Genomic DNA, 15,786 nt, shown 5'->3' on the forward strand with positions numbered 1-15,786 from the left:
TCACTCTCCGGCCAGTACCTCGAGCACTCCTTCGCCATACTTGGCCAGCTTGTTCTCGCCGACGCCGCCCACGCTCCCGAGTTCGGTCAGGCTCGATGGTTTGCGCGCCGCGATCTCGCGCAGCGTGGCGTCGTGGAACACGACGTAGGCCGGAACGCCCTGCTCCTTGGCGGTCGCCGCCCGCCATTCCCGCAACCGCTCGAACACCGGCACATCCGCGGGCGCCATATCGACCGCGGCCTTGGCCGCCTTCGCGGCACGGGCGGGTCTGGTGACCCGTTCCGGTTCGCGACGCAGCAGCACCTGGCGTCCGTCGAACAGCACCTCGTTGCTCGCTTCGGTCAGCGTCAGCACGCCGTAGTCGCCGTGCACGGCGAGCAGCCCACCGGCGAGCAATTGCCGCACCACGCCACGCCATTCGATATCGCGCAGATCGGTGCCGATCCCGAACACCTTCAGCTCGTGGTGATCGTGTTGCAGCACCTTGGGATTCTTCTTGCCGAGCAGGATGTCGACGATATGGCCCGCACCGAAGCTCTGGCCGCGTTCGCGCTTGAGCCGCAGCACCGTGGACAGGAGCTTCTGCGCCGGCACGGTGCCGTCCCAGGATTCCGGCGGCGTGAGGCAGGTATCGCAGTTGCCGCACGAAGCGCCCGGCTGATCGAAGTAGTTGAGCAGCTGTACCCGGCGGCAACTGACCGTCTCGCACAGTGCGAGCATCGCGTCCAGGTGCAGTTGTAGTTGCCGCCGATGAGCCGCGTCACCCTCGGACGAATCGATCATCTTGCGTTGCTGCACAACATCGTTGAGGCCGTACACCATCCAGGCCGTCGATGGCAGCCCGTCACGGCCCGCGCGACCGGTCTCCTGGTAGTAGCCCTCGACCGATTTCGGCAGGTCCAGGTGCGCGACGAAGCGCACATCCGGTTTGTCGATGCCCATGCCGAACGCGATGGTGGCGACCACGACCAGGCCGTCCTCGCGCAGGAAGCGCGCCTGGTTCTGCGCGCGGGTGCGGTTGTCCAGTCCGGCGTGATACGGCACCGCGCGAATACCGTTCTCGGTGAGGAAGGCAGCGGTCTTCTCCACGGAATTGCGCGACAGGCAGTAGACGATGCCCGCGTCGCCCGCGTGCTCGGTGTTGATGAACTCCAGCAGCTGACGATCCGGCTTGTTCTTCGGTTCGATCCGGTACTGGATATTCGGCCGGTCGAAGCTGGCGACGAACCGGCGGGCGGAGCCGAGGTCCAAGCGCTGCACGATCTCGTCCCGGGTCTTGCCGGTGGCGGTCGCGGTCAGCGCGATGCGCGGCACGTCCGGCCAGCGCTCGTGCAGCACCGACAGCGCCAGGTAGTCGGGCCGGAAGTCGTGGCCCCACTGCGAGACACAGTGCGCCTCGTCGATGGCGAACAGCGCGACTTTGCCCCGGTCGAACAGCTGTGCCGTCGATTCCAACCGCAATCGCTCCGGTGCCAGGTACAGCAGGTCGAGTTCGCCCGCGACGAACTGGGCCTCCACCGTGCGACGCTCGTCCGGGTACTGAGTCGAGTTCAAGAATCCGGCGCGCACGCCGAGCGCGCTGAGCGCGTCCACCTGATCCTGCATCAGCGCGATCAGCGGTGAGATCACCACACCGACACCCGGACGAACCAGCGCGGGGACCTGGTAGCAGAGCGACTTACCGCCACCGGTCGGCATGAGCACCAGCGCGTCACCACCCGCGACCACGTGTTCCACGATCTCGCGCTGATCGCCGCGGAAGCTGTCGTAACCGAAGACCCGGCGTAGAACCTCTTGCGCCGCACCGGATCCGGCGTCCACACCGGGTTCGGTGTCGGTCGCCACGGCCGCGAATGCATCGGGGGGAGTCACCCGGCCCATCCTACGAGTGCCCGCGCGCGGCGCCACCGGTACGTCGACCGATTCCCCAGCTCGGGTCTCGATTACTCCACCTGTGGACAAACCAGGATCCCCCGGCCCCGGGCCACCGCTCCGACCTGCGACCGCACCGAATCACCCGGAATTCGTCCGGATGAGCCGCCGACCCGCCCCTGTTAGGTTGGCGCACATGGCAATAGGGCTGGGGAGCAACCGAATCAGGACCGCCGTGTTCACGGTCGCACTCGCGGCGGGACTCGCCGCGGCCACGCCGACCGCGGCCGCGGCGCCGACGACGCCGCAGTGCGCGGACGGCTGGCAGGTGAGCACCGTGGTCGAGGGCGTGGGAAATCTGGAGAATCTCGACTCCGACGGCGCGGGCGGGTTCTACGTCACCGGCATCGTCGACGGGTTCCTCGCCCACGTCGACAGCGCCGGCCGTTTCGAGAAGCTGCTCACCGGACTGGACTTTCCCGCGGGCGTGCGGGTCGCGGGGCCGTACGTCTACTTCCTCACCGGCGACGGACTCACCGCCGCTCCGGGCACGCTGCAGCGCTACGAGATCGCGACCGGCACGGTGACCGAGTTGCTCACCGGGCTGAACGGCCCGAACGGCCTGCTGCTGCTACCCGACGGCGATCTGCTCTTCACCACCGTCGGCGTGAAGGCACCGCAGACCGGGATCGGCCGCTACCGCCCCTCGACCGGCGCATACACCCGAACCTGGTCCAGCCTGCCGCTCACCAACGGACTCGCGCTGGCGCCGGACGGGCGGTCGATCTACACCGATAACCTGACCATGCGGATCTTCCGCGTTCCGCTGGACGCACCGGAAAGCCCCGTCGTCATCGCCGGAATACCGAATCTGGTCACCCTTCCCGACGATATGGAAGCCACCCGCTCGGACACCCTGTTCGTCGCCGACCATGCGTTCGGCGCGATCAACAAGGTGGATACCCGCACCGGCGCAGCCTGCGCGATCATCACCGGACTGATCAAACCGGGCTCGACGCGTAACCCGCCCGACGGCACCACCTCCGTCCGGATCGCGCCCGACGGCGACTCCTGGGCGCTGTACTTCACCGCGATGGACGGCGCCCTGCGTCGCCTGCGCCCTCCCGCCGATATCGACCTCACCCCAGCTACCCCCACGCGGTAGAACAGATGTGCAGCACGCCGCAGTTCGGAAAGGAAGCAGCATGCCCGAACCCGCTCCCATGATCGCGGCCACCCGCGCCGACGCCGAAGACATCGCGCACCTGCGGGATCGCCTGGCCCGGTGGATGGTGGACAACGGCATCGACCAGTGGCATCCGGGCGAATACCCGGCCGAACTCGTCGCCGCCGAGGCGGACCGGGGCGAATGGTTCGTCTGGCGCGACGAGACGGGAACCCTGCTCGCCACGGTCCGACTCGTGTGGCGTGATCCGGATTTCTGGGGCGCGGACGACGACACCGAGGCCGGCTACATCCACGGCCTCATGGTCGCGCCGGAGCAGCGCGGTCGCGAACTCGGCAGCCGGATCATCCAGTTCTGCACCGACTACACCCTCGACCAGGGCGTCACCCTGCAACGCCTCGACACTGCCGCCAACAATCCGGTGCTCCGGAAGTACTACACCGCACAGGGTTTCACCGAACTCCGCGAAGTCCCGCTCCCGGCCCACTTCCACGGCAACATCAACGTCGTCCTGATGGAGCGCCTACTGACCCCGCCCGACGCCTGACGACGGACCGGCCGGTAACGGCTCAGGCTGATCAGTCCCGCAGCCGCGCCAACGTCTCGTCGTGCAGCAGAGCGTTGGTGGCGATCGCGTCGCCGCCGTGCGGGCCCGGGGTGCCGTCGAGCGAGGTGAAGCGGCCGCCGGCTTCGCGCACGAGGATGTCGAGGGCGGCCAGATCCCACAGGGACACTTCGGGTTCGGTGGCGATGTCGACGGCGCCCTCGGCGAGCAGGCAGTAGGTGAAGAAGTCGCCGTAGCCGCGGACTCGCCAGACGGCGTCGGTGAGGGCGAGGAACTTGTCCCGCAGGCCGCGTTCCTGCCAGCCGGACAGGCTGGAGAAGGCGAGGCTGGCGGCATCGAGTTCGCCGACCGCGGACACCGCGATCGGTGTCGGCGCCGCGGTGTCGACGCGATGCCAGGCGCCCGCGCCCGCTGCCGCCCACCAGCGCCGCGACAGCGCGGGCGCGCTCACCACGCCGACCACCGGGACACCGTCGTCCAGCAGCGAGATCAAGGTGGCCCAGATCGGCACCCCGCGTACGAAGTTCTTGGTGCCGTCGATCGGGTCGATCACCCACTGCCGCCCCTCGAATTCGACGTCGCCGCCGAACTCCTCCCCCAGCACCGCATCGCTCGGCCGCTGCTCGCTCAGCACCTGGCGGATCGCCTTCTCCACCGCCAGATCCGCGTCCGATACCGGCGTCAGATCCGGTTTGGCGTCCACCCGCAGGTCGAGCGCGCCGAACCGCGCCCGGGTGATCGCGTCGGCCTCGTCCGCCAACCGCAGGGCGAGTTCCAGGTCAGAGGAGTAGTCAGCCACGCACGCACCCTATCGGTCCCGGCATCGAGTGGGGCGACCGCGCGGGCAAGCTGTGCGCCGTCGACGTGGGTTCGCGCCTCGATCCACCGCCGAGCGCTCACCGGGCACGGCCAGGGCGAGCAGGAAGAAGACGAGCCCACGGTGAACCAGGCGGGCACAGGTTCCGTCAATCCCGAACCACGGGAAAGGCTCACGACACCGTGGCGGCGCGAGCCGCGCTCAATGCCTCGGCCCACCAGCGCAGTTGGTCGAGCAGGGCCTGCGCCGCCGCGGCGGGCTCTTCGGGATCACGCAGCTTGCCCTGCTCGTCGAACAGCAGGTAGTAGCGCGGGAACGAGACGTAGTTGCGCACCGTGTGCGCGTTGAGTTCGTTGAAGATCTGCCGCAGGTGCTCGATCGCGAGCAGCCCGCCGCTCAGCCCGCTGTATCCGACGAATCCGATTGCCTTGCTGTCCCATTGGGTGAAATGCCAGTCGATCGCGGCCTTCAGCGCGGCAGGGATGCTGCGGTTGTAGTCGGGCGTGACGATCACGAAGGCGTCGGCCTCGCTCAGCCGCCGGGTGAGATCCGCCATGCCTGCGGGACGCTCGGGATCCGGGTTCAGCGCGGGCGGCACCTCGGGCAGCGCCAGCGGAACATGCGCCTCGGCCAGGTCGATCACGTCCACCTCGAACGCCCCGTGGTTCCTGGCATGCTCGGTGAACCATTCCGCGACAACGGGTCCGAACCGTCCCTCCCGGACGCTGCCGATGATCACCGCGAGTTTCAAAGCCGACATCGTTTTCTCCTCCACAGTTCCAGCGACCGTCCGATCGCCGCGCTGACCAATCTGCTGGCCGTCGCGGCGGCCAGGGAGACCGTCGTGAGAGTGGTAGTGGCAGGGACACCCTCGGCCGGTGACCGCTTGTTACGTTCGACAGGTGAGCGACAACGAGCTGGGCCTGTACCTGCGCACCCGACGCGAGGCGGTCACCCCCGCCGAGGTCGGGCTGCCCACCGGGCCGCGCCGCCGCACGCCCGGGCTGCGCCGCGCTGAGCTGGCGATGTTGGCCGATGTGAGCGTGGAGTACATCACCCGCCTCGAACAGGGTCGCGACCGTCGCCCGTCACCGCAGGTGCTCTCGGCGCTCGCCGATGCGCTGCGGCTCACCCCGAGTGGCCGAATCCACCTGCACCGCCTCACGAAATCGGCCGACAGCGGGTTCACCTGTATGGGTGACGCGCAGCCGCCGCGCGAGGTGCGTCCCGCGGTGCGCGCCGTGCTCGACCGGCTCGAACCCGCGCCCGCGGTGGTGGTCAACCGGCTCACCGAGGTGCTCGCGCACACCGAGGGTTACCACCGGCTGATGGCGCCGACCGGCCTGTTCGACAGCACGCCGGCGAATCTCGCCCGGTTCGTGTTCACCGACCCGCGGGCCCGCACCGCGTACCCGGACTGGCACCACCTCGCCGATCACACGGTCGCCACGCTCAAGCACGGCCCGTTCCGCAACGACGCGCACATCGCGGTGCTCGCCGACGAACTCACCGTCACCGTCGGCCCGGAGTTCACCGAGCGGGTCGACACCGTGCCGAGCCTCCCTGCCGCCACGGGGATCAATCGTTTCGTGCACCCCGAGGCCGGAGCGCTGCGACTGGCCTACGAAACCCTGGAACTGTCCGCCGACGACGATCAGCGCTTGATCGTGCACCTGCCCGCGGACGACGCGACGGCGAGTGCCCTGGACACCCTGACCGGCCGCCGTCCCGGCGCATTGCGCGCGGTCTGAGCACTGCCGGACGACCGCCGGTCCCCGGCACGACCCGGCACGGCCGCACTGCTGCTTCGACAGTGACGCTGTACCAGTAGGCTTGAGCATCGTGCATCCTGACGTTTCCGCTGATCTCGCCGAACTCGACGCCACCCTCAAGACGGTCGAATCGGTCCTCGACATCGAGGAGCTGCGCCGACGTATCGACGAGCTCGAGCACCAAGCCGCAGACCCCGATTTGTGGAACGACCAGGACCACGCGCAGCAGGTGACCAGCGAGCTCTCGCACGCGCAAGGTGAGCTGCGCCGGGTCGAGGAATTGCGCCAGCGCCTCGACGACCTGCCGGTGCTCTACGAGCTGGCCGAGGGCGAAGAGGGCGAATCGCGCACCGCCGCGCTGGCCGATGCCGACGCCGAACGCGCCGCACTGCACGGTGACGTGGAGGCGATGGAGGTGCGCACCCTGCTGTCCGGCGAATACGACAAGCGCGACGCGCTGGTCAACATCCGCTCGGGCGCCGGTGGCGTGGACGCCGCCGACTGGGCCGAGATGCTGATGCGCATGTACATCCGCTGGGCTGATCGGCACAAGTACTCGGTGGAGGTCTACGACACCTCCTACGCCGAAGAGGCCGGCATCAAGAGCGCCACCTTCGCGGTGAAGACGCCCTACGCCTACGGCACGCTCTCGGTGGAGATGGGCACGCACCGTTTGGTGCGGATCAGCCCGTTCGACAACCAGGGCCGGCGCCAGACCTCCTTCGCCGAGGTCGAGGTGCTGCCCGTGGTCGAGACCACCGACCACATCGAGATCCCGGAAGGCGAGGTGCGCGTCGACGTGTACCGGTCCTCCGGGCCCGGCGGCCAGAGCGTCAACACCACCGACTCGGCGGTGCGCCTGACGCACATCCCGACCGGCATCGTGGTCACCTGCCAGAACGAGAAATCCCAACTCCAGAACAAGATTTCGGCGATGCGGGTGCTGCAGGCCAAGTTGCTCGAACGCAAGCGGCAGGAAGAGCGCGCCGAGATGGACGCGCTCAAGACCAACGAGGGCGCGTCCTGGGGCAACCAGATGCGCTCCTACGTGCTGCACCCGTACCAGATGGTCAAGGATCTGCGGACGAACTATGAGGTCAACAACCCGTCGGCGGTACTCGACGGTGACATCGACGGTTTCATCGAATCGGGTATCCGCTGGCGGATGCGCGAACAGGCCAGCTGACGCGAACTACCCAGTTAAGTCCGGCTTTTTGCTCATTAAGTCCGCCCGCTTGCGCGGAATCGGCGGGCGGACGCCGGTAACCTGTCTGGCGTGCGTCCAGTCGGAAGTTCCCTCGAGGTGTTGACCATGTCACTCGCGACGACCTCGGAGACCACGAACTGGCTGCGTTCCAATGGTCTCGAGATCGTGCTGCTGATTCTCGGCGCGGTGCTGTTCAGTCGATTCGCGACGTTTGTCCGGGATCGGATCACGCGCAAGATCGACGAGGGCTTCCGCGGCGGTGACGCGCTGGTGCGGTCCGAAGCGGCCAAGCATCGGCACGCGCTGGCGCAGGTGGTCACCTGGGTGGTGCTGACCATCGTCTATGTGCTGGTCGGCATGGAGGTGCTGCGCCGACTCGGTTTCGCGATCACCGGATTGGTCGCCCCGGCGGCGGTGCTCGGCGCCGCGCTCGGCTTCGGCGCGCAGCGCATCGTGCAGGACATCCTGGCCGGATTCTTCCTGATCACCGAGCGGCAGTACGGCTTCGGTGACGTAGTTCGCATCGCGGTGACTGGCTCCGCGGAGATGGCCGAGGGTACCGTCGAAGACGTCACGTTGCGGATCACCACATTGCGCAACTCGGACGGTGAAGTGATCACCGTGCCCAACGGGCAGATCGTGAAAGTGACGAATCTGTCGAAGGATTGGGCCCGCGCCGCCATCGACGTACCGGTGCCCGCGACGGCCGATATCACCAGGATCAACGAGATCCTGCACGACGTCGGTACAAAGGCGTACGAAGACGCTCGGCTGAAGCCACTGCTCCTCGACGAACCGTCGGTGATGGGTGTCGAGGATCTGACCGTTGACCAGATGAACATCCGAATGGTTGCCCGCACACTGCCAGGCAAACAATTCGAAGTCGGACGCGAACTGCGGGTGCGGGTAGCCGCAGCATTGCGCCGGGAGGGTATCAGTGAGACCACGTAGAACCATCTCGCTTCTGAAGGAGTCGGTGCGCCCCAGCACGCTCTTGAAGGAATCAGTACGACCGCGACGTTCCACCGCGATGCTGATGGCGGCGTGGGTCGCGACGCTCGTCCTGTACCTGTTCGTCAAACCGGACGACGCGATGGTGTCGCGCCCGGAACCGTTGAACACCGTTCCAGCAGCAGTGAATCCGGCGGTCGCCCCACCCCGCTGAGCCCCACCCCGCTGAGCCCGCCGGGATCACCCGGCCGGGTTCACGAGGTGCGCGCGTTGCCGAGCACGCTGACGCACATGTCGGCGCACTCGGCGGCGAGGGCGGCGGCGGTCAGGTCGAGCGTGCCGTCCAGCCAGCCTTCGATGAGTTGGTTGACGCCGCCGGTGACGAACAGCGCTGCGCGGCGGAGCCAGGCCGGGTCGGGGGTGCTGCCGAGCGCGGCGGGCGCGTGCGCGACCACGAGGTCGGCGATCATCGTGAGTACGTCGTGTCGGCGCCGCACCAGGGCCGGTAGGTCGCCGGGCTCGCTGGCGACGATGCGGTGGATGTGCCGATCACCGGCGACCGCCTCGAGAAATGCCTGGAGCGCGGTGCGGAGCTGGACCTCGGCCGGTCCAGCACTCGACACTCCCGCCTGCACGAGTACCGCGAGCAGTTGGTCGCGCACCTCGTCGGCGACGGCGGCCAGCAGTTCTTCCCGATTGGGGAAGTGCTCGTAGAAGTACCGATCGGTGAGCCCAGCGGCTTTGCACACGCCACGCACCGTCACCGCGGCGATCCCGGATTCGCCCCAGGTCGTGCGGGCGGCGGCGATCAGCCGAGCGCGACGCTCGGCGCTGCGGTCGGCGGCGCTGACACCGCCGTAGCTGCGCACGGCCTGGTTCGTCATTGACAACACTCTAGGCGGACTCCTACATTTGCGGACATACGTCATCAGATGACAGTCGTCATCAGATTTGCGATTCAAGGGAGAATCCAGATGACCAACGTGTCCAATGACCCCGCCTACCTTCAGGTCACTGCGCCACTGCTCGAGGAACTCGATTACCAGGTCACCCGGGTCGACGGACGGCTGCCGGAGGAGCTGCGGGGCACGCTGTATCGGATCGGGCCGGGCAAGCATCAGGTCGGACGTTCGTTGCTGCACAACGTGTTCGACGGCGACGGCATGATTTCGCAGTTCGTGCTCGACGGGTCGACGGTACGCTTCCGCAACCGTTACGTCCGCACCAGGCATTTCGAGCACGGGCAACGGTCGGATCGGATCCGCTATCGCGGGGTGGGCGGGCAGATTCCGGGCGGCCCACTGGCCAACATCGGCAGGCTCCCGGCGAACGTCGCCAACACCAACGTCGTCAACTATGACGGCGGGCTGCTCGCGCTGTGGGAACTCGGCAACCCGCACCGGATCGACCCCGACACCCTGGACACGTTGGGCCCCACCGATTTCGACGGCAGGCTCGGCTTCCTGGGCGCGTTCTCCGCGCACCCGAAGTGGGACCCCGCCACCGGCGCGATGTACAACTTCGGCCTGGACATCCTGCCCACCCCGCGCATCCGTACCTACCGCATCGACCGGAACGGGCGGTTACACCGGCTCGCGACCGTCCCACTGCTCGACCTGCCCTGGAATCACGACTTCGCGCTCACCGCAAGGTATCTGGTGTTCGTGCTCGACCCGATTCTGCCGAACATCCCGAAGATCGCGCTGGCTGCCCACTCGTTCATCGAGGCACTCGACTTCAAGCGCGCCAAAGGAACTCGTTTTCTGCTCGTCCCGAAGGACGGCGGCAGGGCGCGGATCGTGGAGCACGCAGCGCTACTTCATGTGCACCTCACCAACGCCTACGACGACGGCGACGACGTCGTGCTCGAGCTGGTGCGCTTGGACACCGAGTGGGACGAGTTCCGCCGCATGACCGGGATGGTCAACCGAGCCGACGCCGGGCGACCACAGTTTCCGGACTCCACCCTGATGCAGTACCGAATCACCAAGAGCGGCCGGGTCGTCGAGCGCCAACTCACCGACCGCTCCGGCGAGTTCCCGCAATACGACTGGCGCCGCGGCACCCGCGAACACCGATACACCTACCTCGCCGGCGCGGGCGGCCCCGCCGGACTGTTCGACTCCGTCGTCAAGATCGACCATCACACCGGCACGGTGCGCAGTTGCGAGCTGGGCGCGAGTTCGGTCGGTGAGCCCTTGTTCGTACCCCGCGCCCGCGACGCCGCCGAGGACGACGGGTGGCTGCTCGCCCTCAATCACGAACTCACCGAGGATCGTTCGCAGTTGCTGATTCTGGACGCCCGCGCGCCCGAGCGCGGACCGCTGGCCACCGCCTGGCTCGACCACCACATCCCGTGGGGTTTCCACGGCACATTCACCCGCCGCGTCGCCCGGCCCGGACCGAACACCTGACGCTCGAGCCGGACGCCCAGCCGCTCATATCGAACATGAGTTCGACTCGAGGTATCGTCGGCCCATGTCACAACCTTCGCGCCGGGAGTGGGCGACGTGGAATCTCGAACAGGTCCGTGACCAGCTGCTCGACGCGGCAGCGTTCGGCAAGCGGCTCCCACCTGAGCAGCTGGAACAGGCAGCAGGAAAGATCGGCGAGGGCCTGCGGGTGTTCCAGGAGCTGACCCGCGAGGCCGGCGAGTTCGGCGCGGCGGCGGGACGCGGCTGCACCGGCCGCGGCCAGCTCGGCCCGCGGGGCGAATCGCCGAACCGATAGCGACCGGATCGGACAGGTGCGTCCGTGCTCCCGTGGACCGGCCGCGGCAAGCGCTAGGATCGCTGGCGCGGGTTACCCCTGGTTAGCTGGAATTCGGCCGGTAGCGCGCCACCGCACGAGCCCCAGCCGAGGCCGACCGCTGGGCACCGATGTAGAGCAGTGCCACGATTGGAGCGAAATGCCCTGCCAGACAAGGCAAAAGCCGCCTGGACGAGCGGGTCTGCGATACCCCGTCAGGGGGCTGATGTGATCACCATGCGCAACGTCACCAAGTCGTACAAGACCTCGACGCGACCGGCGCTGGACAACATCAGCGTCGAAGTCGGCAAGGGCGAGTTCGTCTTCATCATCGGGCCTTCCGGTTCGGGCAAGTCGACCTTCATGCGGCTGCTGCTGAAAGAGGAGACCCCCACCGCGGGACAGATCCAGGTCGCCGACTTCCGGGTGGACAAGCTGCCCGGCCGCAAAGTGCCCAAGCTGCGCCAGCGGATGGGCTGCGTGTTCCAGGACTTCCGGCTGCTGCAGCAGAAGTCGGTGCACGACAATGTCGCGTTCGCGCTGGAGGTGATCGGCAAGCGACGCCAGTTCATCGAGCGCACCGTCCCCGAGGTGCTGGAGATGGTCGGGCTCGGCGGCAAAGCCGATCGACTACCGAGTGAGCTGTCCGGCGGCGAGCAGCAGCGCGTGGCGATCGCGCGCGCCTTCGTGAACCGGCCCCTCGTGCTGCTCGCCGACGAGCCCACCGGCAACCTCGACCCGGACACCAGCGGCGACATCATGATGCTGCTGGAGCGGATCAACCGGATCGGAACGACGGTGCTGATGGCCACCCACGACAACCACATCGTCGACGCGATGCGCCGGCGGGTGATCGAACTCGATCGGGGCCGGCTGGTGCGCGACGAGGCGACCGGCGTCTACGGGGTTGATCGCTGATGCGCGCGAGTTTCCTGTTCAGCGAGGTCTTCGCGGGCCTGCGCCGCAACGTCACCATGACGATCGCGATGATCCTGACCGTCGCGGTCTCGTTGACCATGCTCGGCGGTGGTCTGCTCGCGGTGCGGATCGCCGACAAGACCGAGCAGTACTTCCTGGATCGGCTCGAGGTGCGGCTGTACCTCACCGAGGACGTTTCGGCCAACGACCCGGACTGCTCACGGGATCCGTGCAAGACCCTGATGGCGGACCTGAAGGCGACCAAGGACGTGGAATCGGTCCAGTACCTCAGCCGCGACGACGCCGTGCGCGAAGCCAAGGAGAAGACCTTCAAGGACCAGCCCGAGCTGGCCAAATACGTCAGCGAGACGCCGCTGCCCGCGTCGCTGCGGGTGAAGATGAAGAACGCGGAACTGTATCCGCAGATCTACGAGAAGTTCTACGAGCGGCCCGGCGTCGGCCTGGTGCGCAACGACAAGGACATCGTGGACCGCCTGGTCAGCCTGTTCGACGGGTTGCGCAACGCCGCCTTCGGCCTCGCGGTGCTCCAGGCGCTGGCGGCGCTGCTGCTGATCGCGAACATGGTGCAGATCGCGGCCTTCACCCGCCGCACCGAGGTCGGCATCATGCGGTTGGTCGGCGCGACGCGCTGGTACACCCAGCTGCCGTTCCTGCTGGAGGCGGTGGTCGCGGCGCTCGCCGGATCGGTGGTCGCGGTGCTGGGTCTGCTCATCGCGCGGCCGCTGGTGATCGACCGGGCGCTCGGCGATCTGTTCTCCAGCAAGGTGTTTCCGCGGATCACCGGCGACGACATCGCGATGGTCGCGCTGGTGATCGCGCCGGTGGGTGTCATCTTCGCGGCGTTGACCGCGTACGGGACGCTGCGGTACTACGTGCGGGAGTAGCGCCGAACGCCACCGCGAGCCGGTCCGGGAACATCCTGGGCCGGCTCGCTGCGGTTCAGAAGACCTGCGCGGGTTGCGCTTCGCGGATCGTGGCCCGGGTGCGCACCAGCAGTTCCCGCTGTCGTTCGAGTTCGGCGATCCTGCTGTCCAGCTCACTGTGCCTGTTCGCCACGATGCCCAGGGACTTGTCGCAGGCTTGGATCCACCGCGCGTCCCCGTGATCCATGGCGCACGGCAGCAAGCCGCGGATGTCCTCGGTCGACAGTCCGGCCGCCAACATCTGCCTGAGGTAACCGACCTGTTCCGGCGCGTCTTCGGCATAAGACCGGTAGCCGAGCGAGTCACGCTGCGGCTCCAGCAGCCCCTGCTCCTCGTAATACCTGAGCAGGCGGGTACTCACTCCCGTGCGGCGGGCCAGTTCTCCGATCAACATATGAGCTCCCTCACCGCCTGCTTGCCTTCACACTCATGTGAATTCCTAACTTGGCCGGCATGACAGCAATTCCCTTGCAGACCACCGTCACCGGTTCCGGCCCCGGCCTCGTCCTCGCGCACGGCGCGGGCGGCACCATCGACACCAACTTCGGCACCCTGATCCCGGCGCTGGCCGCGACGCACACCGTGGTCGCCTCCGACTACCCGGGCGAGGACGTGCGACTCGACCTCGACGGCTTGGCAGACGCGCTCGTCGGTGCCGCGGTCGAAAGCGGCGTGGAAAAGTTCACCGTGCTCGGCTACTCGCTCGGCAGCACTGTGGCCGTGCGGGCCGCGGTACGACACCCCGATCGGGTGCGTGGCCTGATCCTGGCCGCCGGGTTCGCCAAGGCCGACCACCGGGCTCGCCTGGCCGTGCAGGTCTGGCAGGACCTGCTCGAGCGTGGGGAAGCCACCACTTTCTCCCGGCTGACGCTTTCGATGGCCTTCAGCGCGGCCTTCCTGAACGCTCTGTCTGCGGACGCGGTCGACGAAGCCGTCCGGGCCGGTGCCCTCACCATCCCGGGCGGCACCTGGCAGCAAGCCGACCTGGTCCAACGAGTCGACACCACACTGGACCTGCCGCGGCTCGAGGTGCCGACCCTGATCGTCAACGCGACCGAGGACCTCTTGGTCGACCCATCGAATTCGCGGTTCCTGGCCGACACCATCCCGGGAGCCGAGTACACCGAGATCGCGGCTGGTCACGTCCTCATGGCCGAACAGCCCGAGCAGTGGCGCAAGACGGTCGAGGAGTTCCTGGTTCGGCACAATCTTTGAGAGACCGGCACGGCTGACCCGTCCGACGGGTCAGCCCAGGTGCTTGGCGCGAACCCAGAGTTCGGACCACGGCGCGCGCGGGCTGCGGCAGATGAACAGTGGTTCGCCCTGCTCGTCGTTGTCGATGCCCAGTCCGTTGTCGATCCGGCCCGCCGGTCGGATCTCGGCGAAGATCTCGGCGAGGCGGTCGCGCTCGATACCGACGGCGAGGTATTCGGCGGTGCCGTCGCGTGGCGGCCCCCACCACCAGTACGAGTTGTGGCCGGAATGCGGCACGGGCAGGTGGTACGGGGCGCCGAAGCGTTCGATGGCGCCCGCCTCGCCGTAGTTGGCCGTGAGCACGGCGATATCGTCGCCCATGCTCGCGCGCACCGCGCCGACCTGACGGACGAATTCCGGCCAGCCGATCGTTTCGCCCGCGTCGTAATTGACCGCGAGGACCGGCGTGTCCTTCAGCACCGAGACGGGCAGCACCGGCAGGAACAGCACCGCACAGAGCGCCGCGTTGATCGCGACACCGAAACTCACTGCGGCCCAGCCGATCTTGCGCTCCCCCAGCCAGGTCGCGAGCGGCACGGCACCGGCCGCGAGCAGGATCGGATACATCGCGCCCAGGTAATAGGCTTTGCCACCGATCACGAAGAACAGCACGAGGAGCAGGCCGTAAGTGGCGGCGAACGCGCGATAGCGGTGGTCCCTGGCCAGCCGCCACAACCCGAAGAGCCACAGCGGCGCCAACACCGGGCCCATCAGCCCGAACTGCAAGAGCACGAACATGATCGGGGAATCCGAGGTGCCGGAGGAACCGCCCGCGATCGCCCGGCCCATCTCCCATTGCGGCCAGCCGTTGCGCGCCTGCCACCCCAGATAGGGCAGCCAGATCAGCACGGCGATGCCGATCGCGATCGGAAAGTACTTGGTGGCGAAGATCTTTCGCGGTCCGAGCAGGAGCAGCGAGACCACCAGCGCGGCGAGCGGGAAGATCAGCAGCAGCTTGTTCTGCAAACCCACGCCCACGACTACGCCGATCGCGATCCAAAGACGTGGGCCGCTGCACCACAACGATTTTCGCCGAGCCGTCGATTCGATGCCGTCTCGGCCCACGAGTTGCAGCACGAGTAGCGACAGCACCGACCACACGGCCAGATCGAACACCGCGGTGCTGAGCATATGCCCGGCGCCCATCAGCAGGGCCGAGCTCGCGACCGTCGCGGCGGCCAGCGCCTGCGCACCCCGGCCGCCGCCGAACTCCCGAGCGAGCAGTCCGGCGCAGACCACCACGAGGGTTGCCGCGAGCACGCCGGGCAGCCGCAGCAGGAGTAACGAATCAGGATCGATTGCCGCCATCAGCTCGGCCACCAGCGGAGTCAACGGGGGCTGATCCGGGTACCCCCACGAAAGATGCCGACCGGCCGCCAGGAAATACAACTCGTCCCGGTGATACCCGTAACGCGAGGCCAATGTGACAAGAACAACGACAAAGCACGCCGCAACGATGGGCACCCGTTCAGCGTGGCACAAACGCCGCCGTCGCGCGGGCGGTCCGGCGCCGCGCACCGCGGCCGGAGCTCATGCTGCCGAGCCGGTCACA

17 protein-coding genes are annotated in these 15,786 nt (G+C 67.7%); 11 read left to right on the plus strand and 6 right to left on the minus strand.

The window, feature by feature from the left end; translation table 11 throughout:
- Nucleotides 1-1,872, minus strand: coding sequence for a DNA helicase RecQ (gene recQ / locus TY25_RS05080; protein ID WP_088607304.1), 1,872 nt, complete (start codon nt 1,870-1,872; stop codon nt 1-3).
- A gap of 196 nt (nt 1,873-2,068) precedes the next feature.
- On the opposite strand from recQ, the gene TY25_RS05085 reads away from it, so the two are divergent.
- Both TY25_RS05085 and TY25_RS05090 read left to right on the plus strand, forming a co-directional pair.
- Nucleotides 2,069-3,037 carry an SMP-30/gluconolactonase/LRE family protein gene (locus TY25_RS05085; RefSeq protein WP_042254466.1) on the plus strand — a complete coding sequence of 323 codons (969 nt, stop codon included), beginning with the start codon at nt 2,069-2,071 and terminating at the stop codon, nt 3,035-3,037.
- Nucleotides 3,038-3,077: 40 nt separating this feature from the next.
- The gene (locus TY25_RS05090; protein WP_042254468.1) at nt 3,078-3,605 is read left to right on the plus strand and encodes a GNAT family N-acetyltransferase; all 528 of its coding nucleotides are present in this window, start codon (nt 3,078-3,080) and stop codon (nt 3,603-3,605) included.
- 31 nt (nt 3,606-3,636) lie between these two features.
- Here TY25_RS05090 and hisN read toward each other — a convergent pair whose 3' ends face one another.
- Together hisN and TY25_RS05100 are read right to left on the minus strand one after the other, a co-directional pair.
- The gene (gene hisN / locus TY25_RS05095) at nt 3,637-4,422 is read right to left on the minus strand and encodes a histidinol-phosphatase (RefSeq protein WP_042254470.1); all 786 of its coding nucleotides are present in this window, start codon (nt 4,420-4,422) and stop codon (nt 3,637-3,639) included.
- Between the two features lie 190 nt (nt 4,423-4,612).
- Entirely contained in the window at nt 4,613-5,200 is a 588-nt protein-coding gene (locus TY25_RS05100; RefSeq protein ID WP_042254572.1) for an NADPH-dependent FMN reductase, read from the minus strand.
- A gap of 142 nt (nt 5,201-5,342) precedes the next feature.
- On the opposite strand from TY25_RS05100, the gene TY25_RS05105 reads away from it, so the two are divergent.
- The 4 genes from TY25_RS05105 to TY25_RS42420 all read left to right on the plus strand — a co-directional run bounded on the left by TY25_RS05105 (nt 5,343) and on the right by TY25_RS42420 (nt 8,584).
- Complete coding sequence (locus tag TY25_RS05105; RefSeq protein WP_042254472.1) at nt 5,343-6,191, plus strand: helix-turn-helix domain-containing protein; 849 nt, start codon at nt 5,343-5,345, stop codon at nt 6,189-6,191.
- A gap of 91 nt (nt 6,192-6,282) precedes the next feature.
- Complete coding sequence (prfB, locus tag TY25_RS05110; protein ID WP_042254573.1) at nt 6,283-7,398, plus strand: peptide chain release factor 2; 1,116 nt, start codon at nt 6,283-6,285, stop codon at nt 7,396-7,398.
- 126 nt (nt 7,399-7,524) lie between these two features.
- Entirely contained in the window at nt 7,525-8,370 is an 846-nt protein-coding gene (locus TY25_RS05115) for a mechanosensitive ion channel family protein (protein ID WP_029897564.1), read from the plus strand.
- A gap of 25 nt (nt 8,371-8,395) precedes the next feature.
- The gene (locus TY25_RS42420; RefSeq protein ID WP_146154154.1) at nt 8,396-8,584 is read left to right on the plus strand and encodes a WLR motif membrane protein; all 189 of its coding nucleotides are present in this window, start codon (nt 8,396-8,398) and stop codon (nt 8,582-8,584) included.
- A gap of 40 nt (nt 8,585-8,624) precedes the next feature.
- Here the strand turns inward: TY25_RS42420 and TY25_RS05120 are convergent, their stop codons facing one another.
- On the minus strand, nt 8,625-9,254 hold the full coding sequence (locus TY25_RS05120) for a TetR/AcrR family transcriptional regulator (RefSeq protein WP_042254473.1): 630 nt from the start codon (nt 9,252-9,254) through the stop codon (nt 8,625-8,627).
- Nucleotides 9,255-9,344: 90 nt separating this feature from the next.
- On the opposite strand from TY25_RS05120, the gene TY25_RS05125 reads away from it, so the two are divergent.
- The 4 genes from TY25_RS05125 (at nt 9,345) to ftsX (ending at nt 12,941) form a co-directional block, all read left to right on the plus strand.
- On the plus strand, nt 9,345-10,784 hold the full coding sequence (locus tag TY25_RS05125) for a carotenoid oxygenase family protein (RefSeq protein ID WP_042254475.1): 1,440 nt from the start codon (nt 9,345-9,347) through the stop codon (nt 10,782-10,784).
- A 64-nt stretch (nt 10,785-10,848) separates the two neighbouring features.
- Nucleotides 10,849-11,100 carry a DUF6374 family protein gene (locus TY25_RS05130; RefSeq protein WP_042254477.1) on the plus strand — a complete coding sequence of 84 codons (252 nt, stop codon included), beginning with the start codon at nt 10,849-10,851 and terminating at the stop codon, nt 11,098-11,100.
- 246 nt (nt 11,101-11,346) lie between these two features.
- Nucleotides 11,347-12,036 carry a cell division ATP-binding protein FtsE gene (ftsE, locus tag TY25_RS05135; RefSeq protein ID WP_042254478.1) on the plus strand — a complete coding sequence of 230 codons (690 nt, stop codon included), beginning with the start codon at nt 11,347-11,349 and terminating at the stop codon, nt 12,034-12,036.
- The gene (gene ftsX, locus TY25_RS05140; RefSeq protein WP_014987640.1) at nt 12,036-12,941 is read left to right on the plus strand and encodes a permease-like cell division protein FtsX; all 906 of its coding nucleotides are present in this window, start codon (nt 12,036-12,038) and stop codon (nt 12,939-12,941) included. Before ftsE ends, ftsX begins: the two co-directional genes overlap by 1 nt.
- 55 nt (nt 12,942-12,996) lie before the next feature.
- Here the strand turns inward: ftsX and TY25_RS05145 are convergent, their stop codons facing one another.
- Nucleotides 12,997-13,374, minus strand: a complete 378-nt coding sequence (locus tag TY25_RS05145; RefSeq protein ID WP_042254480.1) for a MerR family transcriptional regulator — start codon at nt 13,372-13,374, stop codon at nt 12,997-12,999.
- Nucleotides 13,375-13,433: 59 nt separating this feature from the next.
- Between TY25_RS05145 and TY25_RS05150 the strand changes: the two genes are divergently transcribed.
- Nucleotides 13,434-14,195, plus strand: coding sequence for an alpha/beta fold hydrolase (locus tag TY25_RS05150; protein ID WP_042254482.1), 762 nt, complete (start codon nt 13,434-13,436; stop codon nt 14,193-14,195).
- Nucleotides 14,196-14,225: 30 nt separating this feature from the next.
- Here TY25_RS05150 and TY25_RS05155 read toward each other — a convergent pair whose 3' ends face one another.
- A complete protein-coding gene (locus TY25_RS05155; protein WP_226887201.1) occupies nt 14,226-15,698 on the minus strand; it encodes a glycosyltransferase family 39 protein in 1,473 nt (490 codons plus the stop codon).
- Nucleotides 15,699-15,786 lie beyond the last annotated feature (88 nt).

This window comes from Nocardia brasiliensis NBRC 14402, from assembly GCF_000308475.2.
GTDB lineage: Bacteria > Actinomycetota > Actinomycetes > Mycobacteriales > Mycobacteriaceae > Nocardia > Nocardia brasiliensis.

Coding starts and splice junctions, on each gene's coding strand:
- TY25_RS05145 (WP_042254480.1), bottom strand. CDS start 13,374: ATGTTGATCGGAGAACTGGCCCGCCGCACGGGAGTGAGTACCCGCCTG.
- TY25_RS05115 (WP_029897564.1), top strand. CDS start 7,525: ATGTCACTCGCGACGACCTCGGAGACCACGAACTGGCTGCGTTCCAAT.
- ftsX (WP_014987640.1), top strand. CDS start 12,036: ATGCGCGCGAGTTTCCTGTTCAGCGAGGTCTTCGCGGGCCTGCGCCGC.
- TY25_RS05085 (WP_042254466.1), top strand. CDS start 2,069: ATGGCAATAGGGCTGGGGAGCAACCGAATCAGGACCGCCGTGTTCACG.
- TY25_RS05100 (WP_042254572.1), bottom strand. CDS start 5,200: ATGTCGGCTTTGAAACTCGCGGTGATCATCGGCAGCGTCCGGGAGGGA.
- TY25_RS05150 (WP_042254482.1), top strand. CDS start 13,434: ATGACAGCAATTCCCTTGCAGACCACCGTCACCGGTTCCGGCCCCGGC.
- TY25_RS05125 (WP_042254475.1), top strand. CDS start 9,345: ATGACCAACGTGTCCAATGACCCCGCCTACCTTCAGGTCACTGCGCCA.
- TY25_RS05130 (WP_042254477.1), top strand. CDS start 10,849: ATGTCACAACCTTCGCGCCGGGAGTGGGCGACGTGGAATCTCGAACAG.
- TY25_RS05090 (WP_042254468.1), top strand. CDS start 3,078: ATGCCCGAACCCGCTCCCATGATCGCGGCCACCCGCGCCGACGCCGAA.
- TY25_RS05120 (WP_042254473.1), bottom strand. CDS start 9,254: ATGACGAACCAGGCCGTGCGCAGCTACGGCGGTGTCAGCGCCGCCGAC.